Source organism: Amycolatopsis sp. NPDC104863, from assembly GCF_055582965.1.
The window spans coordinates 1,324,814-1,347,978 of record NZ_JBVJOW010000002.1; the positions used below are offsets into that span (position 1 = coordinate 1,324,814).

Genomic DNA, 23,165 nt, shown 5'->3' on the forward strand with positions numbered 1-23,165 from the left:
TCGCGGGTCTGGCGGGTGACGAAGATCGTGGTCCGGGGCGTGCTGGCGTACGTGTTGCTGATCATCTTCGGTATCGGCGGCCTGACCCTGGTCCGGCTTGTCGACGCCCCGGTCAGCAGCACCGAGCGCCCCGGCAGCGGCAGCGATGTGGTCGCCCGCGCCGGCGACTTCGCCGGGGCGTGCAAACGGCACGGGCCGCTGTCGCTGAAGGGCGCCGGTTACTACTGGGAGTGTTATGCCCGCATCTTCAACCCCGACGGCACGCAGACGACCGACAAGTTCGGCCCGGACGAGCTGACTCCGGCCGACGACGCCGGTCACCTGGTCAAGGCCGTGAAGGACCACAAGATCTGGCGGCGCGCCGTCGACCACCCGTACGGCTTCCTGGGCGCGCTCGGCGCGGTCGTCCTCGGGGCGGCGGGGGCGGTCGTGACGAAGCTCGGCTGGCTCCGGGTCCTCGGCTGGATCGCGTTCCAGCCCGGTCCGGGGCCCCGCCCACCGGACGAGCCCGGCTCGCCGGTCCGGGTCCGCGTCCCGGTGGCCGCCGACGCCGAGCGCAGGCGCGCCGCGCGGCCGGGCGCGGTGGTGGTGCTGGTCGGCGGGCTCGCGCTGGTCGCCGTCTCGGTGACGATGGTCGTCGCGATGCGCGGGCTCGGCGACGTTGGAGCCGTCGGCTGGTTCTTCGCCGGGGTGTTCGCGCCGATCGGGCTGGTCGTGCTCGCCTTGGTGCCCTACGCCCATCGACGGCTGGTGTCGCCGGAGGTCGTCGAGATCTCCGTGGCGGAAGACGGCGTCCGGCAGCCGCGCGAAGACCGCCCGCCGGCCGTTGTCCCGTGGTCGTCGATCGACCGGCTCGTCCTCGAGGAGCGGGTGATCGGCAGCGACGTCGCGTGCCACCTCTCCCTGACCGGCGGCGGCCGCGAATTCCGGCTCCTGCCCGGGTTCCGCACCCGCTCACCGCGCGGCTTCCTGCTGTCCCCGGCGCTGCCCGCGGACGAAGCCCGGCGACTGGCCGGGGCGTTCGAGCGGTACCACCCCGGCCGGGTCGAGTGGCCCGCTCGGGAGATTCGCCGTGGTGGGCTGGGGATCGTGCGCGCCGTCAAGCGCACCATCATCCGCTGGAAGGCCGGCCGTATTTCGGGCTCGATCGAATGACCGCGCCGCGCGGCGACCGTCTCGTCGTGTCGCGAACTGACGGACCGCACTGGGGCCTCGCCGGGGTGCTGCTCGCCGTCGGCGGCGGAATTCTCTGGCTGGGACTTTCGGCGTCCCAGCAGAGCCCGCGGGTGGCCGGCTGCGTCTTCGGCGGCGGTTTCGGGCTGCTCGGCCTCATCTTGGTCGTCCGCTCGCTGCGCTGGGACGAACTGGCCGCCGTCGCCGTGCCGGCTGAGCCGGGCCGGGAACACTCCTTCCGGGTTGTTCTCGAGCCGGCCGATGCCCGGTTCCGGGAGCGCCGAGGGCTGATCCCGGTGAGCGGGGGCCAGTACCTGGTAGCCGGGATGACGCTGTCGGTCTCCGAAGCCGGACGCGTCCGCGAGATCGCCGCGAAGCACGCCGGAGTTGCCGAACGGACGGTCACGCCGGTGCTGCGCGAACCGCCACCCCGGCCGGCGCCGGTCGGCGGGTTCGGGCCGGCGACCGTGCCCGAGCTCGACCACGTGAGCATCCACGTCAACGGGTGGGACCGCCGGAAGGTGTGGTTCTTCGACTCCGCCATGGTCCTGCTCGGCATCGGGGCCTACGTGGCAGCCGAGTTCGGCCCGGCCGGTTTCCTGCACACCGTCTTCCGGATCCTGCTCGGCGCGGTCATCGTGCTCGCCGGTGTGACTCACGCCTTCCACCTGAACACCACCACGCGCAAGCTCCGGACCGACCTGCGGCTTTCGAACGTGGGCTTCCGGTGGAAGACGTACTATCGGAAGCTCGAACTGAACTGGCGTGAAGTCGCCGAACTCCGGCTGCTCACGAACGGCCAGCTGGAGTTCCGGCCGGTTGATCTCGATTTCCCCTTGCGCCATGGCGACTTCGAAGCGCTCGCCCTGGACGACGGCTGGTACCGGCTGCCGCGGGCGCTGAGCCCGGCGGCCGCGCGCAAGTTCGGCGAGTGCGCGCCCGCCCTGCTTCCCCGCGACGTCGTGCTGACCGTCGGGCGGGGCGGGGCGCCGCCGACGCCGATCACTCGGGGGGCTACGTGATCGGCGCCGGCGACCCGATGCCCGGCCCGGCTCGCGCCGGTTGGGGCAACGTCACCACGTCTCCGTGATGACGCACCTGGAGAGCGGGACCGGTCCGTGAAGTGACGACCGGAGGAAGGACATCCCCCGATCGAGTGACGGGTGTCCGCTGCTCGCATGATTGTCGCACTCAGCCCCGGATAAGTTACAAAAACCTTCACTTTCCTCCCGGCCGCCCGGGCTGACCTGGCCCGGACCGGTTTCGTGGCACAGTGCGGGGATGAACTCCGACGTACTCGTTGTGGGATCCGCCAATGCCGACCTCGTCGTCGCGGTGGACCGCCGGCCGGGCGGCGGCGAGACCGTGCTGGGCGGCGACACCGTGCTCTCGCCGGGCGGCAAGGGCGCCAACACGGCGGTCGCCGCGGGCCGGCTCGGCGCAGACGTGGCGCTCCTCGGCGCGGTCGGCGACGACTCCTACGGCAGGCTGCTGCTCGACTCGCTGCGCGCCGCGGGGGTGGACACCGGTCTGGTCCGGACCAGTGACCGGCCGACCGGCATCGCCTACATCACCGTCACGCCGGACGGCGAGAACTCGATCCTCGTCTCGCCCGGGGCCAACTCGACCCTGGAGCCCGGCGACGTCGACACCGTTTTCGAGGGGGTGCGGGTCATGGTCGCCTCGCTCGAGGTGCCGCTGCCGGCGGTGGAGCACGCCGTCGCGCGCGCCGCGGAGAACGGCGTCAAGGTGCTGCTGAACCTGTCCCCCGCGGCGAAGCTCTCGCCGGAGACGCTGGCCAAGCTCGACGTCCTGCTGGTCAACGAGCACGAGGCGGCGTGGCTGACCGGGCCCGGCGCGGACTTCCGGAAGCTGCTCGACCTCGGTCCGCACGCCGCCGTCGTCACGCTGGGCGCCGCCGGCGTGGTGGTCGTCGAAGCCGGCGAAGCCACCGAAGTCGCGTCGCCGAAGGTCGAGGCCGTCGACACCACCGGGGCCGGGGACGCCTTCGCCGGCGCGCTCGCGGCGTCCCTCGCCGACGGCGCCGACCTGGTCACCGCGGCGCGGCGCGCGGTGCGCGTCGCGGCCTTCAGCGTGACGCGGCACGGTGCGCAGCCGTCCTACCCGACGGCCGCCGACCTGGGGGAATGATCACGCGGCGGCCCGTGTTGGACGTCACATGGGCGATTCGTTCGGTTCGGCCTGGTGGCGCGGCTACGCCGCTCAGCTGAGGGCGATCGCGGAGGCACGGCGACCCGACCACCTCGCGATCATGCCCCTCGACGAGACCCTGAAGGCGCTCGGCAAGCAGACCGAGGTCGACGAAGGCGTCTACGACGTCCCGCTGGAGGGTGTGGTCGGGACGGTCGCCCGCGCCGGCGACTTCGACCGCGAGTTCCGGCCGCGCAACCGGGCGTTGCGCGACCGCTGGGACCACCTGACACGGACGTCGGCGGACCTCCCGCCGGTGCGGCTCGTGCGGCTGTCCGACATGTTCTTCGTCGAGGACGGCCACCACCGCGTCGCCATCGCCCGCGCCCGCGGCGCCCGGACCATTCCCGCGCGGGTCCGCTGGATCAGCACGGTCGCGTGCGCGCTGCGCTGCCTGACGCTCGCCGACCTGCCGTCGAAGTCGGCCGAGCGGATGTTCCTCGAGCGTGTCCCGCTGCCGGACGACGTCCGCCTCGGGCTGTGGCTCGACGACCCGGCCGACTGGTTCCGGCTCGCCGACAGCGCCGAGGCCTGGGGTTTCCGCCGTATGCTGGCCGGACGGCCGGTGTCCAGCCGCGACGAGCTGGCCGAAGCCTGGTGGCACGAGGAGGTCCGGCCGGTGCTCGAACAGGTACGTCGGCGCGGCTTGTGCCCGCCACCACGAGATATCCAGACCTATCTGAGCTATGGTCTAGACCATGCCGTCTGAGCTTGCTGCCGTCTCCGCCGAGGGACGCCCGTCGCCGGAGTCGCTGTCCGGGGTCGCCGTCAGCCCCGGCCGCGCGAGTGGTCCCGTCGTCCGCGTCGCGGAGCCGCTCGGCGAGCCCGCCGCCACCCCGGCCCCGGCCGACCCGGCCGCCGAGGCCGCCCGGATCGCCCCCGCGGCGGCGATCGTCGCCGGCCGGCTGGAGAAGCAGGCCGAGACCGCGACCGGTGAGGCCGCGACGATCCTGATCACGACCGCCGCGATGGCCGCCGACCCGGCGCTCGCCTCGCAGGCGGAACAGCTGGTGAAGACGCAGGGACTGCCCGCCGCGCGCGCCGTCTACCAGTCCGCGGAAGGCTTCGCCGAAGCGCTGGCCGCCGCGGGCGGGTACATGGCCGAGCGCGTCCGCGACGTGCGCGACGTGCGTGACCGGCTGATCGCCGAACTGCTCGGCATCGCGCCGCCGGGGGTGCCCGAGCTGGCGTCGCCGAGCGTGCTGGTCGCGCGCGACCTCGCGCCGGCCGACACCGCGGGCCTCGACCCGGCCAAGGTGCTCGCCCTCGTCACCGAAGAAGGCGGCCCGACCAGCCACACGGCGATCCTGGCGCGTGCCCTCGGCATCCCGGCCGTCGTCGCGGTGCGCGGGCTGCTCGCGTGGGACGCGCAAGCGCTTGCGGTCGACGGCGACACGGGTGTCGTCGAGATCGCGGACCCGTCGGCCCCGGTCGTCACGGCGACGGTGGCGCAGCTCGCGGAGTGGAACGGCACGGGCGCGACGTCCGACGGCCACCGCGTGAAGGTCTACGGCAACGTCGGCTCCCCGGCCGACGCGCAGGCCGCGGCCGACGCGGGCGCCGAGGGAGTCGGCCTGTTCCGCACGGAGTTCTGCTATCTCGACGCCTCGGACGAGCCGTCGGTGGCCGACCAGCGCGCGGCGTACACGGCGGTGCTCTCGCCGTTCCGCGGCAAGCCGGTGATCGTCCGGACCCTGGACGCGGGCGCCGACAAGCCGCTCGCCTTCCTCTCCCCGGACGTCGAGCCGAACCCGGCGCTCGGCGTCCGCGGGCTGCGCGTGGCGTTCGACCGCCCCGAGGTGCTCGACCGCCAGCTCGAAGCCATCGCGGGCGCGGCGGAAGACTCCGGCGCCGAGGTCTCGGTGATGGCCCCGATGGTCGCGACGGTCGAGGAAGCGGCGTGGTTCGCCGACCGCGTCCGCGCGGCGGGCATCGCCCGGGCGGGCGTGATGATCGAGATCCCGGCCGCGGCGCTGAGCGCCCGCGAGATCCTCGAAGTGGTGGACTTCGTCTCGGTGGGCACGAACGACCTGGCCCAGTACACGTTCGCGGCCGACCGCCAGCTGGGCGCGGTCGCGAAGCTCAACGACCCGTGGCAGCCGGCGCTGCTGCGCCTGCTCAAGCTCATCGGCGACGCGGCGGAGGCCACGGGCAAGCCGGCGGGCGTCTGCGGCGAAGCGGCGGCGGACCCGCGGCTGGCGCTGGTCCTGGCCGGCCTGGGCCTGACGAGCCTCTCGATGAACGCCCCGGCGGTCCGCACGGTGGGCGCGAGCCTGGCGAGCGTCACGCTGGCGGAGTGCCGGGCGGTGGCCGAAGCGGTACTGGCCACGTCGGACCCGACGGCGGCCCGCACGGCGGCGCGCCCCTGACCCGACTTCGACCGGCGCGAGGAGAAGGCGCCGGCCGGAGTCACGCAGGGCCTGGTCGCAAAGGGCGCCGGGGCCGGAGGCAGGCCCGGTCGCAAAGGGGCGCCGGGGCCGGAGGCAGGCCCTGGTCGCGAAAGGCGCCGGGCCGGTGGCAGGTCCTGGTCGCGAAAGGCGCCGAGGGCCCGTGGCAGACCTGTTCCCGAAGGGTGCGGACCCCGCGGCAGGCCTGGTCCCGAAGGGCGCGGACCCGCGGCAGGCCCGCCTGCCAACCAATCAACCGACCCCACCCGCAGGGGCGCCCCCCCCACTTTCAGTCTATCGGTGATCACCGACGGTGCTGATCTGTGCGACCCTGGCCAGGCGCAGTTGTCCACATTGACCGAGGGGTGTGGACAACCCGCCCCGTGAAGGCCACCACGAGACACCCGTGGTGGCCTTCACGGAAACTCGGCGACAGAGACTGTCGATCCAGGCCCCGCCCGCTCGACGCAGTGGTGAGCACCAAAGACCACCGAGCCGAGGGGACGCCGTCATGACCGCCACCATCGAAGCCCGAGCCGCCGCCGCGCCGGCCGTGGAGAGGGCCGGGCGCCGGGAGTGGGTCGGCCTTGCCGTGCTGGCCCTGCCGACCCTGCTCGTCTCGCTGGACGTCTTCGTCCTCGTTCTCGCCCTGCCCAGGCTCGCCGCCGCACTGCACGCCGATGGCACCCAGCAGCTGTGGATCATGGACACCTACGGCTTCATGGTCGCCGGGTTCATGGTCACCATGGGGACGCTCGGCGATCGCGTCGGACGCCGGAAGCTGCTGCTCATCGGGGCGGCCGCCTTCGGGGTCGCCTCCGTCGCCGCGGCCTTCTCCACCAGTGCCGGGATGCTCATCGCCGCGCGGGCCGTGCTCGGGATCGCCGGGGCGACGCTCGCTCCGTCGACCCTCTCCCTCATCGGGACCCTCTTCAAGAACCCGCAGCAGCGCGCGCAGGCCATCGGCATCTGGGCCGGCTGCTTCACCGTCGGCGCCATCATCGGCCCGATGGTCGGCGGCTTCCTGCTCGAGCACTTCTGGTGGGGCTCGGTCTTCCTGCTCGGGGTGCCCGCCATGGTCCTGCTGCTCGTCATCGGCCCGAAGCTGCTCCCGGAATACCGCGACGAGACCGCCGGCCGGCTCGACCTGCCCAGCGTCGGCCTCTCGCTCGGCGCGATCCTGCCCGTCGTCTACGGCGTCAAGGAACTGGCTCGCGACGGCTTGCACCTCGTTCCCCTCGTCGCGCTCGCTGCCGGGCTGGCTGTCGGGTACGTCTTCGTGAAGCGGCAGCGCGCCCTGGAGGACCCGCTGGTCGACTTCAGCCTCTTCGCCGCGAAGGCCTTCCGGACCACGCTCGGCGGGATGCTCCTGTTCAGCATGCTCGGCGGCACCACGATGCTGTTCACCGCGCAGTTCCTGCAGGTCGCGCAGCACCTCTCGCCGGTCGGGGCGGCGCTGGGGCTGCTGCCCGGGATGGCCGCCTCCACCGTCAGCTTCCTCGCCGCGCCCGCGCTCGCGCGCCGGGTGAAGCCGAACGTCCTGATCGCCGGTGGGGTCGCGCTCGCCGCCGCCGGCATGGTGATCCTCGCCCTCGTCGACCCGGCCGGGGGGCCCGCGTGGCCCGCGCTCGGGTTCGCCGTGACGTCGCTGGGCGTCGGGCCGATGGTCGCGCTCGGCACCGACCTCGTGGTCGGCTCGGTTCCGCAGCGCAAGGCCGGCGCCGCCGCGTCGCTGGCGCAGACGGTCAACGAGTTCGGCTACGCCTTCGGCATCGCGACCGTCGGGACGCTGGGCAACGCCGTCGTCCGCGCGCACGGTCTGCCGAGCGGCCTGCACGTCGTCGCCGCGCTCGCCGCGACCGCGTTCGCCGTGCTCGTCTGGTTCGTCGCGCGGAACCTGCGGACCGCCTGACGTGCGAAGGCCTCCCCACCCGATGCCTGGGTGGGGAGGCCTTCTTGACGCCGGGGGCAGAGGGCCCCGGCTAGCCGAACAACCCCCGCCGGGGGTGCCGGATGACCAGCGAGCCGCCGTGGACCCGGCCGCTCAGCACGAACCGCGGGTTCCCCAGGTGCCCGTTGCTGCGCGTCTTGTCCTCGAGCGAGCCGAACTTGACGTCGGTGATCGAGTTGACGTCGACCGCCGCGTGCTCCGGGATGATGACCTCGACCGAGCCCCACTTGGCGTCGAGCTCGATGTGCACCACCGGCGACTGGACCTGGGCTTCGGTGAAGTCGAGCTTCGTCGAGCCGTACTTGTTCCGCACGACCATCTCGGGCGGCACCACCCACGGGCCGCTGCGGACCAGCGACGAGTACTTCGCGTTGAGCTCGAAGCGGCGCCCGGTCGAGGAGTAACCGCCGTAGCCCGCCGGGGGCGCGTACGCCGGGGCGGCCGCGGCGGCCGCCGACGGGTGGTAGAGGCCCGCGAGGTCGGCCAGCACGGCGTTCAGCTCACCGCGGGTCCGCGACGCGAGCGCGCGGTCGGTGCGTTCGGTGAACTCGTCGAGGTCGATCATGCCGCGGCCGATCGCCTTCTGCAGCACGCCGACGACGTGCTCCCGCTCGTCGTCGGAGACCCGGAGGTCGCGCTCGCTCAACGGCTTGGTCTCGGTCACCGGTTCCGCCGCCTTGGTCTCTTCCTCGCCCATGGTCACGATGGTAGAACCGGAATTGACCAGGGAGATCGGGGGAAAACCCTGAACGGACCCGTATTCCGCGGCGCCGCCGTCTGCGCGGCCCTCCTGCTGCTGTCCGGGTGCACCGGCGAAGCACCACCACCGCCGCCGCCACCGGAGCCTTCGCCAACCGCCCCGCCGACCACGCGGTCGCTGCCGGACGGGCTCCTGGGCGTCCAGGCGACCGGCGGCATCGGGGTCACCGCGTTGCTGCCCACCTCCGGCCCTACCGTCTTCGACTCCGACGGCGGCCCCGCGGGCACACCGCCGGGTTATCCGGGCGGTGACGTCGCCTTCGCCGTCGTCCGCGTCGGCAAGTCCGCGGTGCTGACCGCCCAGCCGAGGGACGCGAACAACAAGGAGCCGTTCGAAGTCCTGGCCTACACCGGCCCGGCGACACCGCCGCGCCCGCTGGGCCGCGCGTGGTCGGTCGCGCCGGACGCCGACGGCACCGGGGTGTGGGTCATCCGGCAGGACTCCCCCGACAACTGCCGGCTGCAGCACGTCACGCTCGACGGCGGCGAGGTCGGGCACGGCCAGTCCGCCTCCTGCCTCACCCTGGTCCGCGGGGAAAGCGCGCACGGCCTGCTGATCACCATCAACGCCGAGGTCGCCGAGTCGACCGACGCGCTCATCGACCCGGAAACCGGCCGCACGGTCCAGCAGGCGCCGCGCATCCTCGCCGTCGCCGGGGACCGGATGCTGCTCGACGGCCTCGTCGAGCTCACCCTCGTAGACCTGGCGACCGGCGCCCGCAAGCAGCTCAGCCGGCCGGCGGTCGGGTCGACCCCCACGGTGGTGCCGTCACGGGAGGGCGCCGTCTGGGCCGCGGACTTCCCGAACCCCTCCTACCGCGGCACCAGCACGCAGACCCGGGACATCTGGCTGCTCCACCCGGACACGCTGACCTGGGAGCACACGCCGGGGATGCCGTTCATCACCGAGCACCTCGGGCGGGGCGGCGGGATCGACTGGACGGACCAGGGCGACCTCGTCCTGGCCGACGGCGTCCTCGCCGCGACACACCCGGGCGAGCCGTCGTGGCGGATGGGCAAGGCGGCCCTGCCGAAGGGCGACTGGGGCGGCCTCGCCGTGCTCCCCTGAGGGTCACTCCTCGTCGAGGCCGTGTTCGATCGCGTACCGGGCCAGCTCGACGCGGTTGTGCAGCTGCAGCTTCCGCAGCGTCGACTGCACGTGGTTCTCCACCGTGCGGTGCGACAGCACGAGCCGCTCGGCGATCTGGCGCGCCGTCAGCCCCTTCGCGACCAGGCGCAGGACGTCGGTTTCGCGCTCGGTGAGCCGGGGCGGCTCGGCGCCCGCGGTGTCCTCGGTCGACGCGTCGGCCATCCGCCGGTATTCGCCGAGCACCAGCCCGGCCAGGCCCGCGGTGAACACCGGGTCGCCGGCGGCGGTCCGGTGCACGGCGTCCACCAGCTCCGCCGCGGACGCCGACTTGACCAGGTAACCGGACGCGCCGGCCTTCACCGCCTCCAGGACGTCCTTGTGCTCGCCGCTCGCGGACAGCACCAGCACCTTCGTCGACGGCAGCGCCGCAGTGATCTCGCGGGTGGCGTCGACGCCGGAGGTGCTGCCGAGGTTGAGGTCCATCAGCACGACGTCCGGGCGGACGGTCCGCGCGATCCGCAGCGCCGCGTCGGCGTCCGGCGCGGTCGCGCGGACGTCGAAGCCGTGCTCGGTCAGGTCGCGGGCCACGCCGTCGCGCCAGATCGGGTGGTCGTCGACCACCATGACCGAAATCATTTCGCACCCCTTGTGCTCGGCACCCTGACCTCCCACTCCGTGCCCCGGCCGGGCGCGGTGTCGAGGGACGCGCTCCCGCCCAGGTCACGGACCCTCCCCCGGATGGATTCCACCACGCCGAGGTGCCCGGCCGAAGCCGCTCGCTCGAGGACGCCGTCGGCGATGCCGGGGCCGTCGTCGCGGATGCTGACCACGACCTCGTCGCCGAGGTCTTCCAGCAGCACCCACGCCTGCGCGCCGGGGCCGGCGTGCTTGTCGACGTTCGCGAGCGCTTCGCGGGTGACGGCGAGCAGCTCACCGGTGACGTGCGCGGGCAGCTCGACGTCGTCGGCGGGGGTCGAGACCTGCACGGACGACGTCGCGAGCAGCTGCAACGCGGCGCGCAGGCTCGCCGTGCCGCGGTCGTTCGGCGCCAGTGGCTCGGTGGTCACCAGCGCGCGCAGCGCGATCTCCTGCTCGCCGGCCAGCCGGGCCAGCTCGGCCGCTTCGCCGCCGACCTCGTTGCCGCGCTTGCGGACCTGGGCGAGCACCTGCAGGACGCTGTCGTGGATCGACCTCGCCAGCCGTTCCCGCTCGGCCGTCGCCGCTTCCTTCCGCAGCGCCTGCTCCAGCCGGCCGGCGGCCTGCCGGCTCAGCGTCGCCGCCATCCCGACGAGCAGCCCGGCGGCGGCGAGCAGAACGCCGTCGCGGGCGACGTCGAGGTCGAACTTCTCCCGCGCCAGCCCGGTCGCCACGCCGACGACGAGCCCGGCGAGCACCCCGCCCACCGCGCCGAAGCGCGCGCCGGCGGCCACCGGCGGCACCGCCGCCCAGACCGTCGTGATCAGCGGGACGTTCAGCGCGAACTGCGCGTCGCTCAGCACCAGCGGCGAGGTCAGCAGCAGTCCGGTCCCGACGACGAGGTCCACGACGACCAGCCACGGCGGCCGGGTCCGCTCACGCAGGTACAGCAGGCTGATCACGACCGACCAGACGGCCATCACGCCCAGCAGCGTCCAGGCGAGCCACTCGCGCCGGTAGTGCTCGTGCTGCACGATCACCGTGCCGCAGGCGAACGCCCAGGTGAGCACGCGGAACGCGACCACGCCGCGCCACAGCGGCGTGATCGGGTCCGGGGCCCGCCGGACGGTCACGGCTTGCGGTCGCGCTTCGGCGGTTCGGCCGTCGACGCGTCGGCTTCGGCCTCGCCGCGTGTCGCGATCTCGGCTTTCGGCGACCCGGGCTTGGCGTCGTTCGGCTGCGCGGCCTGGTCCTTGAGGACGTCGACCGCCGCCGGGTCGGGGTTGGTCTCGTGCAGCAGCGACCGGACACCCGCGTTCAGCACGGCCAGCAGCGGCACGGCCAGCAGCGCGCCGGCGATCCCGCCCGCGACCAGGCCGGCGGTGATGGCCAGGACCACGGCCAGCGGGTGCAGCTTCACCGCGCGTCCGAGCAGCAGCGGCTGCAGGATGTGGCTCTCCAGCTGCATCACGCCGATCACGATGGCCAGCACGATCACCGCGCCGATGAACCCGTTGGTCACGAGCGCGATGAGCACCGCGACCCCGCCGGTGATGACCGCGCCGATGATCGGGATGAACGCCCCGATGAAGACCAGCGTCGCCAGCGGGATCACCAGCGGCACACCCATGATCCAGAGGCCGACGCCGATGCCGACGGCGTCCACCACGGCCACCGCGGCCGTCGCCCGCACGTAGCTGACCAGCGAGGCGAACCCGCGGCGCCCGGCGACGTCGACCCGGTTGCGGACCCGCCGCGGCGCTGCGCGGACCAGGAACGTCCAGATGCCGTCCCCGCCGCTGAGGAAGAAGATCGTGATGAAGAGCGTCAGCAGGAAGCCGGTGAGGATCTCGCCGACGGTGCTCGCCGTGGTCAGCGCGGTCGTCGTGATGGACGCCTGGTTGTTCTGGATGAACCCGATCGCCTGGTTGATGAAGTCCTGGATCTGCTCCTGCCGCAGGTGCGGCGGGCCGTTGAGCAGCCAGTTCTTGATCTGGTCGAGGCTCGCGTTCACCTGCTGCTGCAGCTGCGGCAGGCCGGAGGAGAACTGCGTGACGACGAACGTCAGCAGCCCGCCCAGCACGGCCAGCCCGGCGATCAGCACGATCGCCGTCGCCAGCCCGCGCGGGAACCGCACCGCGACCAGCTTCTGCACCGCCGGCGCCAGCAGCGCGGACACCAGCAGGGCGATCGACAGCGGGATGACGACCACCGACAGGTAGCCGATCACCCACACGACCGCGTACAGCGCCGCGACCACCACGATGAACCGCCACGCGAGTGCCGCGCTGATGCGCAGGCCCCGCGGGATCAGGCTGGTGACGTCTTCGTGCTCCGTCAGGAACGGGGTTTCGCGTCGCGCGTGGCTCACCGGCTCACCGTAGCGGCTGGCGCGCCCGATTCGGCCGCTTTCCCCGGGCCACGCCGGGACACATCACTGCCAGCGCCGATCACCGATCGTCAGACCGGGCTACACGCTGTGTTCGTCACACGATGGGGGCATCAAGTCGTGTCGAGGGTGCGCGACGCCTTCCGAGTTTGGTTAGGTCGCTTCCGCAACGGCAAGTTGCCGATTGATCACGGAACACACACGAGGAGACAACGGGTGCCGAACACCGCGGCGAACGAGGGGCAGGGCGCCAAGCGCTCGAGCCGGCTCGTGACGCGTGCGCTGTTCGTGCTCGGTGGCGCGCTGGCCGGCACCGCCGCCGCGTGGCTCGTCTCCTCCGCCACCGCGTCCGCCGACACCGTCGAGGTGGGCACCTCGTCCGTCGTGCCGGTGACCGACGCGACGGCCGGTGACCTCGGCGACGTGAACCACGGTGTCGCCGGCTTCTCGGACGACGTCGCCGCTTCGCCCCAGGCCGCCACGGCGTGGAGCGAGCCGGAGCGCGTCCGCGACTCCGTCTCGGAGCTCACCGAGAAGGCCGTCGTGAGCCCGGCGCACCGCACCCTCGGCGCGGTCGAGCACATCGTCCGCAAGCCGCAGGACACCCGCCAGGTCCTCGAGCAGACCTTCACCCCCGAGCCGGCCGCCCACGACGTGTGGCAGCTGCTCGACCCGACCGGTCACGAAAACCTGGTCCAGCTCCCGGGGCTCGCCCCGGTCGCGCAGGAGCCGGCGACCCCGGTCGCCGCCCCGGCCACGGACGCGGCCGCCGTCTCGACCGTCCAGCTCCCCGCCGCCTCACGAGCCGCGCTCGTGCTGCCGACGGGTGTCCAGCACGAAGACGGCACCGGTGCCACGGGCGAGTCCCGTGACAAGCACCGTGACCTGCCGTCGCCGCTGGTTCCGGTGCAGCTTCCGGCCGCACCGTCCGTTCCGACCGCCCCGGGTGGCTCCTCGGCCCCCGGTGGTCACCTCGACGGCCTGAACTTCGGCGTCCCCTCGTGGGTCTCCTCGGCCGTCAGCGATGCCGCCGCCAGCGCTTACCGCAGCGGCCCGCGCCACGTGGCGCCCACCCCGGGCGAGCAGCCCGGTGTCACTCCTGACTGAACACCTCCCTTCACGGGTCGCTGACGCGCCCAAGTCCGTCTGCATCTGACGGCTCTGCGTCCGCGGATTCCCCGTGACACGGCGGTGCGCTTTTTTGCGCCCGCAAAAAGATCCATCCCCTCGGTGCGGCTCGGACGCCATCCCCCTTTCGACGAGCGCACCCCCATAAGCCCGCAAGGGAACCCGAAATAAAGGAGAAAAACCCCATGCAGACGTGGGCAAAGCGCGGACTCCAGACCGCACTTGTCACCGGTGGGTTGCTGATGCTGGGTACCGGCATCGCTTCGGCCGACGAGAACGTCAACCCGGACGCCCCGGCCTCCCCGCTCGACCTCAACGTGACGGTCCCCATCCAGGAGGCCAACAACGCGGTCGGCACCCCCTTCGGCCAGCTGGACCTGCCCGCCGGGCAGACGGAGCTGAGCACCAAGCCGGTCACCAACGCCGCGAACGAGGCTGCCAAGCAGCTCGACGAGGCGAGCCCGATCAGCCAGAGCACCCTCGGCGGTGCCACGAAGGCCGACGGCGCGGGCGCCTTCACCCCGGGCCACCGGAACCTCAAGGGCAACAAGGTCACCGGCGACGTCGTCGTCCCGATCCAGATCGTGGACAACGCGGTCGGCGCGATCGGCGACGCGAACGTCGAGGGTGGCAACCACTCGCAGACCTGGGAGCACAACCAGGACATCGCGACGACGGGTGAGGACTCCAGCCTCGCGGGCAACGCGGTCGCCCTCGACTGGGCGCTCCCCGTGCAGATCGCGGGCAACGGCGGCGGCGTCGCCGGCGGCACCGGCCGGGTGACCGGTGGGTCGGCCGACCAGAGCGCCACCGAGACCGGGAACGTCGACACCAACGGTGACGGCTCGGCCTTCTCCGGCAACGTCGTGGCGGGCCAGTTCGCCACCCCGGTCCAGGTGACCGGCAACGCCGCTTCGTACCTGCTCGGCAACGGCCAGAGCCACGGCTACACCGCCGACACCGTCGCGACCTCCGGCGGCTCGCTGTTCAGCTCCGGCGACAACAGCTCGGCCTCGGGCAACGTGGTCGGCGTGCCGATCGCCCTGCCGGTCAAGTTCAACTGCAACTCGGGCGCCGTGTGGGGCTCGCTGTCGAACTCCGACGGCTGCACCACCTCCGCCGACGCCACGGCCGGGGACACCCGCGAGGGCAGCCTCGGCATCCCGACCTACCTCGAGACGAGCGGCAACGACTCGTTCCTGTCCGGCAACGGCGGGGCGGCCTCGCTGTCCCCGATCGCGAACGTCGCGGGTGTCGCGGGCTCGTGGATCGGCAACGCCACCTCCGGTGACGCGCTCGCCGGCCGCGAGGGCGAAGGTGCGGCCAGCAGCTCGTCCAGCACGGTCGACTCGGGCGGCTTCGTCAAGACCGCCGGCGACAACGCGTCCGGGGCGGGCAACGTCCTGAACCCGTCGGTCGCGCTGCCGGTCGAGGCCTTCGGCATCGGTGGCACCTACATCGGCCAGGCCAACGCCGCGCACGACAACACCACCGACGCCAACGCGGGCAACGGCAGCTACACCCGGGGCAACGGCTCCATGCTGGGTGGCAACATCGTCAACACCCAGACCGCGGGCGCGCCCGAGGTCTTCGGCATCGGCGGCAGCCACATCGGCAACGCGACCGGCTCGGCGACCGAGGACAAGGTCGTCACCGCCGGGGCGTACGACGGCACGCAGGGCAACGACTCGTCCGGCTCGGGCAACGTCGTGCAGGTGCCGGTCGGCCTGCCCGCCGAGGTCTTCGGCGTGGGCGGCTCCTTCATCGGCCAGGGCTCCGGCTCGGCCGACGAGACCAAGGTCGTCTCCGGCGGCGGCGGTGGCAGCACGCACGACGACAACGGCTTCCTGAGCTCGAACCTGGGCACCGTGCCGGCTTCGCTGCCGGTGCAGGTCGCCAACATCGGCGGCGCGTTCGTCGGGCAGGGCCACGGCAAGGGCTCGACCGACACGACGTCCAACGCGGGCGGCGACGTCACGGCGAACGGCCCCGCGGGCGCCGGCGCCGGCAACATCGTCGAGGCCCCGGTCTCGCTCCCGGTGCTGGCCGCCGGCAGCGGTGCCGCCCTCGCGGGCATCGGCACCGGTGAGAACGACAACATCACCGACTCCTCGGCGGGCGGCGACGCCCTCACCGACGGGCAGGAAGGCGCGCTCGCCGGGAACATCGTGAAGGCCCCGGTCGCCGGTGTCGCGCAGCTGTTCAGCGACGGCGTCGCGGGTGGCGCCCTGGGCCACGGCCTGGGCACCAACGACACCACGTCGACAGCCGGTGGCGACGCCACCACCAACGGCGACCACGGTGCGGTGGCCGGCAACATCGTCGGCGCGGACGCGCTGCCGGTGGCGCAGGTCTTCGGTGACGCGGTCAGCGCGGCGGGTGTCGCGACCGGCACCGGCGTGAGCATGACCCAGGTCGAGAACGCGGGCGACGACACCACCTCCGGTGTCGAAGGCGCGATCTCCGGCAACATCCTGGACATCCCGGTGACGGCGATCGCGCAGCTGTTCGGCGACGCGGTGACCGTGGGCGGCGTCGCGCACGCCGTCGGCGACAACACGCTGACCACCGAGAACGGCGGCGAGCCGGTCACCGAGGGTGACGGGTCGAGCCTGTCGGGGTACAACTTCTACCACGACGTCGTGGCACCGGTGCAGATCTTCGGGGTGCCCCTCGAGCTGCTCGGGGTCGCGACCGCCGACGCGACGGACATGACCAGCATCAACGGTGAGACCGAGGACGCGGACGCCATCGCGAACCCGGTCGAGGGTTCGGAGCTGGGCGCCGGCGAGCTGCCGTCGCTGACCTCGCTGGCCAGCGGCCTGCCGACGGCGGGGCTGCCCACCCAGGGCCTGCCCGCGCTGCCGACGGCCATCCCGGCCCAGCGTGCCGACGTGCCGGTGAGCACCCCGATGTCCGGGCTGCTGCCGCACCTGCCCACCGCCGGCCTGCCCGGCCTCAGCGCCCTCTCGGCGCTGGGTGGCGGCAGCACGCAGCGTGCGGACCTGCCGACCGGTGGCCTGCCCACCGCCGGTGGCCTGCCCGGCCTGAGCAGCCTCTCCGCGCTGGGTGGTGCCCTGCCCGGGCACGGCACCGAGCGTGCGGACCTGCCGACCGGCGGCCTGCCCGTCGCGCTGCCGGCGCTGCCCGTCCTGGGTGGCGGCGTCCCGACGCTGCCCGTCGCGCTGCCGGTGACCCCGGCCGCCCCGGCGCTGCCGGCCGCCCCGGCCCTGCCGGTCAACGCGAAGCTGCCGGTGCTGGACAGCGCGGCCCCGGCCGCGCAGGTCCCGGCCATGTCGGGCCTCGACTCCACCGGCTTCCTCGCGAAGCTGCTGGGTCTGGTCAAGCGCAAGTAGTTCGGTGACGCCGGGCGGGTTCAGCCAGAGCCCGCCCGGCCCCCAACCCCCGTCCGGCGTTCCACCGCGCCGCGAGGTTTCCTCGCACGGAGCGTCCGACGATCGCGAGAACGCTCCTTCCCTGGAGACGGCGAGCCCCAGGAACCGATCAGGTTCCTGGGGCTCGTTCGTGTCCGGGGTCCGGTCAGGAGAACTGGAGAGAACGCTTCGCGAGGCCGTGCCAGAAGCCGTCGATCACCGTGCGGCCTTCCGCCGAGCTCGCGCCGAGGGAGACGAACAGCGGCGCGAAGTGCTCGGTGCGCGGGTGCGCGAGCGTGGCCGCCGGGGCCTTGTGCCGGAAGTCGAGCAGCGTGTCGACGTCACCGCTGCCCAGGACCTCCGCACCCCAGTGGTCGAACTCGGCCGACCACGCCGGCGGGGTGCCGTCGGTCGCGCGGGCCATGCCGCTCAGGTTGTGCGTGAAGAAACCGCTGCCGATGATCAGCACACCTTCGTCGCGCAGCGGCGCGAGCTTGCGGCCGACGTCGAACAGCTGCTGCGGGTCGAGCGACGGCATCGAGACCTGCAGCACCGGGATGTCGGCGTCCGGGTACATCTCGACGAGCGGCACGTAGGCGCCGTGGTCGAGGCCGCGGTCGGGCGCCTCGTGCACCGGCGTCTCCGGTGTGCGAAGCAGCTTCTTCACCTTCGCCGCCAGCTCCGGCGCGCCGGGCGACTCATACTTCACCGCGTAGTAGCGGTCGGGGAAACCCCAGAAGTCGTAGACCAGCGGCACCGTCGTGGTGGCCCCGATGGTCAGCGGCGCCTCCTCCCAGTGCGCCGAGACGACCAGGATCGCGCGGGGCTTCGGCAGGTCGGCCGCCCAGCCGGCGAGCTGGCGGGTCCACGTCGTGTCGTCGGCGAGGGGCGGGGCGCCGTGGCTGAGGTAGAGGACCGGGGTGCGGGTCATCAACGGCTCCAGTGCTTGAAAGTTCAACTAATGGAGTCTACGACGTCCTCGCGGTCCGGGATATTCCTCAGGCGGCTTCGAGGTTCGCGGCGCAGCGCTCCAGCGTCCGGACCGTCGTGCGGTAGTCGTCGTCGCTGATGCCCTCGGTCACCGCGGCCCGGAACGCTTTGACACGCGCTTCGACCCGGGCGTGCGCCGCACGGCCGGCGTCGCTCAGCGCGCCGTCTCCGGCAACCCAGCCGCGGGCGCGCAGGTCGGCGATCTTCGAGGTCATCGACCCCTCGGCGGCGACGAACGGCGCCAGTGCCGCGTCGACCTCCTCCGGCGTACGCGCGCCGCCGGCGATCGTGTTGAGTACCTGCCAGTGCCGGCGGGTCAGCGAGTCCGCTTCGAGGGCCTGGGTCATGGAGGATTCGAGAAGCTCGTGGACGTGGCGAAGCCACCAGCCGAGGGGTTTCATGGATACTCCGACATGTGGATGAACAACTACATGTAAAAGTACATGTAGTGCGGAGGTGGGGCAACCATGACGGACGCCGTGGCCGAGGTCGAACGCGGGATGATCGCGATCCGCCGCAGCCAGCAGCGGCGCGCGCTGAGCCGGATCGGCAAGGCCCGCGGCCAGGGCGCGCACGACCCGGTGCACGAGCTGCTCGACGTCGTCGAAGAGCTCGCCGAGCGCGGTGAACCCAGCACGGTGACGGCCCTGAGCACGGCGATGGGCGTCGACCAGCCGCGCGCGAGCCGGCTCGTGGCCCGCGCCGTCGAACAGGGCCTGCTCCGCCGCGAAGCCGACCAGCACGACGGACGGCGTGCGGTGCTCGTGCCGACCGAAGACGGCCAGGCGCACCTCGACCGGACCCACGCCTTCCGGCGCTCGGTGTTCGCCGAGGTCATGGCGGACTGGCCGGACGAGGACCGGGCGGACTTCGGCCGGCTCCTCACGGCGTTCGTCCGCGGGTACAGCGCTCTCGGTTAGTCGTGCGAGAGGTCGACGAACCGGCTGTAGTGCAGCTGGTGCGCGACGGTGATCGTCGCCGTCGGCCCGGCACGGTGCTTGGCGATGATCAGGTCGGCCTCACCGGCGCGCGGGTCGTCCCGCTCCCAGGCGTCGGGGCGGTTGACCAGGATGACGAGGTCGGCGTCCTGCTCCAGCGAGCCGGACTCACGCAGGTCGGACAGCATCGGGCGCTTGTCCGTCCGCTGTTCCGGACCACGGTTCAGCTGGCTGATCGCGATCACCGGGACCTCGATCTCCTTCGCCAGCAGCTTCATCTGCCGCGAGAACTCCGAGACTTCCTGCTGCCGCGACTCCACGCGCTTGCCGGACGTCATCAGCTGGAGGTAGTCGAGGACGACGAGCTTGAGGTCGTGCCGCTGCTTGAGCCGCCGCGCCTTCGCGCGGATCTCCATCATCGTCATGTTCGGCGAGTCGTCGACGAACAACGGCGCCTCGGACACCTCGCTCATCCGCCGCGCCAGCCGCGTCCAGTCGTCGTCGGACATCTTGCCACCGCGCATGTCGGCGAGCCGGATCTTCGCCTCGGCCGAGAGCATGCGCATGACGATCTCGGTCCGGCTCATTTCCAGCGAGAAGATGACGCTGGTCATGCCGTGCCGGATGGACGCCGAGCGCGCGAAGTCCAGCCCCAGGGTCGACTTGCCGACACCGGGGCGCGCCGCGACGATGATCATCTGGCCGGGGTGCAGGCCGTTGGTCAGCTCGTCGAAGTCGGTGAAGCCGGTCGGGATGCCCTGGGACTGGCCGCCGCGGGAGGCGATCGCGTCGATCTCGTCCATCGTCGGCTGCAGCAGTTCTTCCAGCGCGACGTAGTCCTCGCTGGTCCGGCGCTCGGTGACGTCGTAGATCGCGGCCTGCGCGCGGTCGACCACCTCGTCGATGCTCGCGCCGTCGCCGGCGGCCGCGCCGTAGCCGTACTGGACGATGCGGGTGCCCGCCTCGACCAGGCGGCGCAGCACCGCCTTTTCCGAGACGATCTCCGCGTAGTAGCCCGCGTTCGCCGCCGTCGGCACCGTCGCGATCAAAGTGTGCAGGTAGGGCGCGCCGCCGACGCGGCCCAGTTCGCCGCGCCGCTCGAGCTCCGCCGACACCGTGATCGGGTCGGCCGGCTCGCCGCGGCCGTAGAGGTCGAGGACGCAGTCGTAGATCGCCTGGTGCGCGGGGCGGTAGAAGTCGTCGGGGCCGAGCGCTTCGATGACGTCGGCCACCGCGTCCTTGGACAGCAGCATGCCGCCGAGCACGGACTGCTCGGCCGCGATGTCCTGCGGCGGCTGGCGGTCGAACCCGCCACCGGAGCCGGGGTCGCTCGGACCCGGGTCGTTTTCCGCATACATCGGACTGCGGTCGTCGGTCAGCGCCACCGCTCCGGACACCTCCTCATCGTGTCGAACACCCGTTCGAGTATGCCGGATCTTCGCTCTCGAAGCACGCGGCTCGATCCGCGCCACCCGTCTGCCGGGCCTCGTCCCCGATGATCGGCGAGAACGCCGCCCGACTCTCGGAGGCACGCCGGGCACCACCGTGAGTACAGGCCCGAGCGGGCACGCTAGATCCCCCGGAAGGCCGAAGGCAATTCAGCATGGGGACCCATCTGTGGACAACCTGGGGATGAATGGGGGTAACCAGTCACAGGTGCCCTGAGAGCTGTGGACAAGTTGGGGACAAGCGTGATCGGCTTCGATGAATGTGCAGGTCAGGGCCTGTGAACAAGGTGTGGAGAACTCTCCGAAAACTCGTGCGGCGTGTCGCGCCAACTCCGTTGTTCGGCGTGTCGTGGACCAGCTCGGGCCCATTGAGCCACCGGGCCTGTGGATGAATATCACTGTGGGTAGAGCCGCCACCCGGTGGGCTGAACGGCCGGAGAGTCAGGCCGCGGTGAGCCGACCCTGTGCGCTGCGTAACCGCTCGGCGAGAACGCGCTGGTCGGCCGGGGTGAAGGCGATCCGGTTCTCCCCGCGCCCCGGAACCTCCTCGGTCAGCCAGCGGCCTTCCGACGTATCGATGTAGTTCACCGGGCGTTCGATCCGCTGCCAGGCACCCGTTCGGCTGCGGGCCGCGACGTAGAGGCTCCCACTCCCCATTCGGCGTAGTGCCAGGATCCGCCGGAGCTCTTCGACCTCGTGCGACCCCTCCGCCGGGCGGTCGTTGCGGAGCACCGCGAACCCGCCGTCGTCGCTGCCGCGGGCGGTGCCTTCGAGCTGGCTCTTCGGCACCGCGAGGGGCGTCCCGCGCCCCGGCGCCAGCTTCGGGATCTGGCCGAGGAAGTCGTCGAGCAGCGAGCCGGGGCGGGACGACTCCAGCACCACGACGTCGTGCTCCTCGTGCTTGGCCAGCACGAACGCCTCACCACCGGCACTGCCGGCGAGCAGCCGGTAGCTGACCGGCTTGCCCTGGAAACCGCCGTCGACCCAGCCGTAGTACTCCAGCTGCGGGCGGGCGATCGCTTCGACCGTCGCGACGAACCCGGGGTGCATGCCGCGCGGGCCGAACAGCCCGGCCTTGCCGAGCTCGGCGTTGACACGCTCGTCCTCGGCGCGCTGGGCTTCTTCGCTGTACCAGGTCGGCGTCTCGGACAGCACGGTGTGCGGCTCGCCGCCCCGGCGCCGGATCAGGTTGACCAGGGTGCCGGTCGTGATGGTGACCTGCCTGTCCAGCACCGCTCTTCCCCCCAGGTGAAGACTCGAAATCGGTGAACGAAATCCGGGCGCGCCCATCTTGGCACGCGCCCGGCGGTCCCGCGTGCGCTACTCGCCGATGACCGGCGGCGCGGTCAGCTCGTCGGAGCCGAAGATCTCGTTCGGGTCGTCGCCGAGCAGGTACTTCGAGGTGCGTTCCTCGTCCCCGCCGCCCTGGCCCTTGGCGCCGTGACCCATGCCTCCCATGCCCCCCATGCCGGTGGCGCCGCCGCGGCCGGCTCCCGCGCCGCCCGCGCCCATCGCGCCGCCGGCCCCCGCGCCGCCGCGGCCCATGCCGCCCGCTCCCGCGCCGGCCCCGCCCGGCACGGCCGCGCCGGTCGAGCCGCCGGGCCCGAAGCCCCCGCCGCCCGGGCCGAAGCCCGCCGTCGGGTCGCCGATGCCGCCGAGCCCGCTCGAACCACCGGGGCCGAACCCGCCACCACCGCCGCCGCCGGAGAAGCTCGGGGTGCCGCCGGGGCCGAAGCCCGGCACCCCGGGCACGTCCGAAGGCGAGAAACCGGAGGCGTTCGTGCCGTCGCTGAAGTTCGGCGGGGTGTAGCTGCCCGGGCCCGGGATCTTCGACGGGTCGTAGCTGCCGCTCGGCACCTTCGACGGGTCGAAGCCGGGCACCTTGGACGGGTCGAAGCTTCCGCCGGGCACCTTCGACGGGTCGAAGCTGCCGCCGGGGGTGTTCGGCGGGCCGCCGAACGACGGGACACTGCCCGGTCCCGGCATGTTCACGCCGCCGGGCCCGCCGCCCGGGGCGCCGCCGCGCTCGCCGCCGCCGCCGTCGTTCCCGTTCTTGTCGCCCGGCTTCTTCTTGCCGTCCTTGCCGTTGTCGACGTCGACGTTCTCCTGCTGCCCCTTGAGCGCGGAGTACGCCGGCATCTTCTGGCCGTTGTCGTTGCTCGCCTTGTAGTAGGTGTTGAAGGCGTCGACGTTGGCCTGGCCCTTGGTGTTGTAGTCGCGGATCGCCCGGTCGGTGTCGGTCGTCCACGGCGTCACCGCGTTGAGCAGGTTGTTCTTCGGCGGGTCCTTCGGGACCTCCTGCACCTGCGCGTGCACGGTGGTGAAGGCGTTGTTCTGCTCGCCGAGGTACTTGTCGGAGTCGGTCAGCTTGGTGCCCGAGTCCTCCATCCAGACCCGCAGCGGGTGCGCGCCCGCGTTCTGCGCCGCGTCCGCGCCGCCGCCGGTCCAGGCCGCGTCCATCTCCTTGGCCAGGCCGTCGATCGTGCTGAGCCGCTCGGAGTAGGCGCCCTTCAGCCGGCTCGCCGCCGCCTGCCCGTTCTGGATCGAGCCGGTGCCGGGGCCGGTGGTGATCTTCTGCCAGATGTCGTAGCAGTCGATCTTGCGATCGCCCTGCGTCGACGTGTGGTCGTCCGAGTGCGTGGTCGCCATGTTGTACGCGGCGAATCCGCCGAGGAGCACCAGTTCCAGCAT

19 protein-coding genes are annotated in these 23,165 nt (G+C 72.5%); 10 read left to right on the forward strand and 9 right to left on the reverse strand.

What is annotated here, in order from left to right; all coding sequences use genetic code 11:
* The first annotated feature begins 15 nt into the window (after positions 1–15).
* The 6 genes from ACZ63J_RS16065 to ACZ63J_RS16090 all read left to right on the forward strand — a co-directional run bounded on the left by ACZ63J_RS16065 (position 16) and on the right by ACZ63J_RS16090 (position 7,683).
* The gene (locus ACZ63J_RS16065; protein ID WP_465400067.1) at positions 16–1,155 is read left to right on the forward strand and encodes a DUF6346 domain-containing protein; all 1,140 of its coding nucleotides are present in this window, start codon (positions 16–18) and stop codon (positions 1,153–1,155) included.
* Positions 1,156–1,181: 26 nt separating this feature from the next.
* Positions 1,182–2,195, forward strand: coding sequence for a hypothetical protein (locus tag ACZ63J_RS16070; RefSeq protein WP_465400066.1), 1,014 nt, complete (start codon positions 1,182–1,184; stop codon positions 2,193–2,195).
* 259 nt (positions 2,196–2,454) lie between these two features.
* Positions 2,455–3,324 (forward strand): ribokinase, encoded by an 870-nt coding sequence (locus tag ACZ63J_RS16075; protein WP_465333332.1) that lies wholly within the window; start codon positions 2,455–2,457, stop codon positions 3,322–3,324.
* A gap of 28 nt (positions 3,325–3,352) precedes the next feature.
* Positions 3,353–4,093, forward strand: a complete 741-nt coding sequence (locus ACZ63J_RS16080) for a hypothetical protein (RefSeq protein ID WP_465333333.1) — start codon at positions 3,353–3,355, stop codon at positions 4,091–4,093.
* Positions 4,083–5,753 carry a phosphoenolpyruvate--protein phosphotransferase gene (ptsP, locus tag ACZ63J_RS16085; protein WP_465400065.1) on the forward strand — a complete coding sequence of 557 codons (1,671 nt, stop codon included), beginning with the start codon at positions 4,083–4,085 and terminating at the stop codon, positions 5,751–5,753. The genes ACZ63J_RS16080 and ptsP overlap by 11 nt, the downstream gene beginning before the upstream one ends.
* Positions 5,754–6,282: 529 nt before the next feature.
* Positions 6,283–7,683 carry an MFS transporter gene (locus ACZ63J_RS16090; protein WP_465400064.1) on the forward strand — a complete coding sequence of 467 codons (1,401 nt, stop codon included), beginning with the start codon at positions 6,283–6,285 and terminating at the stop codon, positions 7,681–7,683.
* Between the two features lie 70 nt (positions 7,684–7,753).
* Here ACZ63J_RS16090 and ACZ63J_RS16095 read toward each other — a convergent pair whose 3' ends face one another.
* Complete coding sequence (locus ACZ63J_RS16095; protein WP_465400063.1) at positions 7,754–8,419, reverse strand: DUF1707 SHOCT-like domain-containing protein; 666 nt, start codon at positions 8,417–8,419, stop codon at positions 7,754–7,756.
* A 234-nt stretch (positions 8,420–8,653) separates the two neighbouring features.
* On the opposite strand from ACZ63J_RS16095, the gene ACZ63J_RS16100 reads away from it, so the two are divergent.
* Positions 8,654–9,550 (forward strand): hypothetical protein, encoded by an 897-nt coding sequence (locus tag ACZ63J_RS16100; protein WP_465400062.1) that lies wholly within the window; start codon positions 8,654–8,656, stop codon positions 9,548–9,550.
* 3 nt (positions 9,551–9,553) lie between these two features.
* Here the strand turns inward: ACZ63J_RS16100 and ACZ63J_RS16105 are convergent, their stop codons facing one another.
* Genes ACZ63J_RS16105 through ACZ63J_RS16115 form a run of 3 tightly spaced genes read right to left on the reverse strand, consistent with a single transcriptional unit; the run spans position 9,554 to position 12,578 of the window.
* Positions 9,554–10,207, reverse strand: a complete 654-nt coding sequence (locus tag ACZ63J_RS16105; protein WP_465306604.1) for a response regulator — start codon at positions 10,205–10,207, stop codon at positions 9,554–9,556.
* Complete coding sequence (gene macS / locus ACZ63J_RS16110; protein ID WP_465400061.1) at positions 10,204–11,340, reverse strand: MacS family sensor histidine kinase; 1,137 nt, start codon at positions 11,338–11,340, stop codon at positions 10,204–10,206. The genes ACZ63J_RS16105 and macS overlap by 4 nt, the downstream gene beginning before the upstream one ends.
* A complete protein-coding gene (locus tag ACZ63J_RS16115; protein WP_465400060.1) occupies positions 11,337–12,578 on the reverse strand; it encodes an AI-2E family transporter in 1,242 nt (413 codons plus the stop codon). The genes macS and ACZ63J_RS16115 overlap by 4 nt, the downstream gene beginning before the upstream one ends.
* 234 nt (positions 12,579–12,812) lie before the next feature.
* Between ACZ63J_RS16115 and ACZ63J_RS16120 the strand changes: the two genes are divergently transcribed.
* Positions 12,813–13,703 carry a hypothetical protein gene (locus ACZ63J_RS16120; protein WP_465400059.1) on the forward strand — a complete coding sequence of 297 codons (891 nt, stop codon included), beginning with the start codon at positions 12,813–12,815 and terminating at the stop codon, positions 13,701–13,703.
* Positions 13,704–13,909: 206 nt separating this feature from the next.
* Positions 13,910–17,080: a beta strand repeat-containing protein gene (locus tag ACZ63J_RS16125; RefSeq protein ID WP_465400058.1), complete on the forward strand. Its 3,171-nt coding sequence runs from the start codon at positions 13,910–13,912 to the stop codon at positions 17,078–17,080.
* 184 nt (positions 17,081–17,264) lie between these two features.
* Here the strand turns inward: ACZ63J_RS16125 and ACZ63J_RS16130 are convergent, their stop codons facing one another.
* Positions 17,265–18,029 (reverse strand): dioxygenase family protein, encoded by a 765-nt coding sequence (locus tag ACZ63J_RS16130; RefSeq protein WP_465400057.1) that lies wholly within the window; start codon positions 18,027–18,029, stop codon positions 17,265–17,267.
* A gap of 67 nt (positions 18,030–18,096) precedes the next feature.
* Positions 18,097–18,489: a MarR family winged helix-turn-helix transcriptional regulator gene (locus ACZ63J_RS16135; RefSeq protein ID WP_465333348.1), complete on the reverse strand. Its 393-nt coding sequence runs from the start codon at positions 18,487–18,489 to the stop codon at positions 18,097–18,099.
* A gap of 66 nt (positions 18,490–18,555) precedes the next feature.
* On the opposite strand from ACZ63J_RS16135, the gene ACZ63J_RS16140 reads away from it, so the two are divergent.
* Positions 18,556–19,008 (forward strand): MarR family winged helix-turn-helix transcriptional regulator, encoded by a 453-nt coding sequence (locus tag ACZ63J_RS16140; RefSeq protein ID WP_465333350.1) that lies wholly within the window; start codon positions 18,556–18,558, stop codon positions 19,006–19,008.
* Here ACZ63J_RS16140 and dnaB read toward each other — a convergent pair.
* The 3 genes from dnaB to ACZ63J_RS16155 form a co-directional block, all read right to left on the reverse strand.
* A complete protein-coding gene (gene dnaB, locus ACZ63J_RS16145; RefSeq protein WP_465400338.1) occupies positions 19,005–20,411 on the reverse strand; it encodes a replicative DNA helicase in 1,407 nt (468 codons plus the stop codon). The genes ACZ63J_RS16140 and dnaB overlap by 4 nt on opposite strands.
* Positions 20,412–20,915: 504 nt before the next feature.
* Positions 20,916–21,707: an ESX secretion-associated protein EspG gene (locus tag ACZ63J_RS16150; RefSeq protein ID WP_465400056.1), complete on the reverse strand. Its 792-nt coding sequence runs from the start codon at positions 21,705–21,707 to the stop codon at positions 20,916–20,918.
* An 87-nt stretch (positions 21,708–21,794) separates the two neighbouring features.
* Positions 21,795–23,165 (reverse strand): hypothetical protein, encoded by a 1,371-nt coding sequence (locus ACZ63J_RS16155; protein ID WP_465400055.1) that lies wholly within the window; start codon positions 23,163–23,165, stop codon positions 21,795–21,797.

Coding starts and splice junctions, on each gene's coding strand:
- ACZ63J_RS16075 (WP_465333332.1), top strand. CDS start 2,455: ATGAACTCCGACGTACTCGTTGTGGGATCCGCCAATGCCGACCTCGTC.
- ACZ63J_RS16080 (WP_465333333.1), top strand. CDS start 3,353: ATGGGCGATTCGTTCGGTTCGGCCTGGTGGCGCGGCTACGCCGCTCAG.
- ptsP (WP_465400065.1), top strand. CDS start 4,083: ATGCCGTCTGAGCTTGCTGCCGTCTCCGCCGAGGGACGCCCGTCGCCG.
- ACZ63J_RS16090 (WP_465400064.1), top strand. CDS start 6,283: ATGACCGCCACCATCGAAGCCCGAGCCGCCGCCGCGCCGGCCGTGGAG.
- ACZ63J_RS16095 (WP_465400063.1), bottom strand. CDS start 8,419: ATGGGCGAGGAAGAGACCAAGGCGGCGGAACCGGTGACCGAGACCAAG.
- ACZ63J_RS16105 (WP_465306604.1), bottom strand. CDS start 10,207: ATGATTTCGGTCATGGTGGTCGACGACCACCCGATCTGGCGCGACGGC.
- ACZ63J_RS16125 (WP_465400058.1), top strand. CDS start 13,910: ATGCAGACGTGGGCAAAGCGCGGACTCCAGACCGCACTTGTCACCGGT.
- ACZ63J_RS16130 (WP_465400057.1), bottom strand. CDS start 18,029: ATGACCCGCACCCCGGTCCTCTACCTCAGCCACGGCGCCCCGCCCCTC.
- ACZ63J_RS16135 (WP_465333348.1), bottom strand. CDS start 18,489: ATGAAACCCCTCGGCTGGTGGCTTCGCCACGTCCACGAGCTTCTCGAA.
- ACZ63J_RS16140 (WP_465333350.1), top strand. CDS start 18,556: ATGACGGACGCCGTGGCCGAGGTCGAACGCGGGATGATCGCGATCCGC.
- ACZ63J_RS16155 (WP_465400055.1), bottom strand. CDS start 23,165: ATGCTGGAACTGGTGCTCCTCGGCGGATTCGCCGCGTACAACATGGCG.